This is a genomic window from Streptomyces phaeofaciens, assembly GCF_014648915.1.
Lineage (GTDB): Bacteria > Actinomycetota > Actinomycetes > Streptomycetales > Streptomycetaceae > Streptomyces > Streptomyces phaeofaciens.
In genome coordinates this window covers 1-764 of the sequence record NZ_BMSA01000099.1, presented here as the reverse complement: position 1 = coordinate 764, position 764 = coordinate 1, and the positions used below count along the sequence as shown (strand labels likewise).

Below are 764 nucleotides of genomic sequence, written 5' to 3'. Positions count from 1 at the left end.
ATGCGGTTGGGACTGCATCGGGACCTGCGGAAGATCCGCCAGGACTTCAGGCGGGCGACTCCACGTTCGACGGGTGCCCGTGTGGCGGCCAGGGCACGGTTGCGGGTCTTCTCGGTGGGGGTCAGTTCCTTCAGGGGCCTGCGCTTGATGCCCGTGGTCAGCCACGGACCGGCGCCCTGGTAGGCGAGATCGGCCACGATGGGAACGCCCTGGCGCTCGCAGATCCGGATGATCCGGTGGGTGCGGGCGGCGGTCAGATCGTGGGTGCGGCCCGGCAGGGCGGGCGAGAGCCACAGCAGCCGGCCGTCGGGATCGGTGACGACCTGCACGTTCACGCCGTGGCGGCGGTGCTTGTGGGAGTAGTCGGCCCGGCCGTCGCCGACCCGGTCGCACTCGGCGAGAGTGCCGTCGAGCAGGACGAAGTCGGGATCATGCTCGCGCAGCGTCTTCAGCAGACCCGGTGCACGGGCGGCGAGCAGGTCGACGACCGCGCTGGTGTAGGCATGGGCGGTGGACTCGCTGATCCCGAACCCGGCGGCGATCTTCGCCAGAGTGATGTGCTCGCGCAGGTACACCAGTGCCACCATCGCTCGCTGGGACGGACGGAGCTTGCAGCGCCGGTCGCCCTCACGGGTGACGATCAGCATGGTGACCCACTCCACGAGTGCATGCGGCAGGTCGAGTGCGGCAGGATGGATGACCAACGAGGCCCCCGAGCAACGTGATTGAGACGTCAGACATCTCGATCAACAGCCCGGGGGCCT

General features: G+C 69.0%; 1 protein-coding gene. It reads right to left on the bottom strand.

Annotated elements, in window-relative coordinates; translation table 11 throughout:
• On the bottom strand, window positions 1–704 hold a 704-nt coding region (locus IE275_RS45720), incomplete at its 3' end, for a transposase family protein (protein WP_189718611.1).
• Between the last annotated feature and the right edge of the window lie 60 nt (window positions 705–764).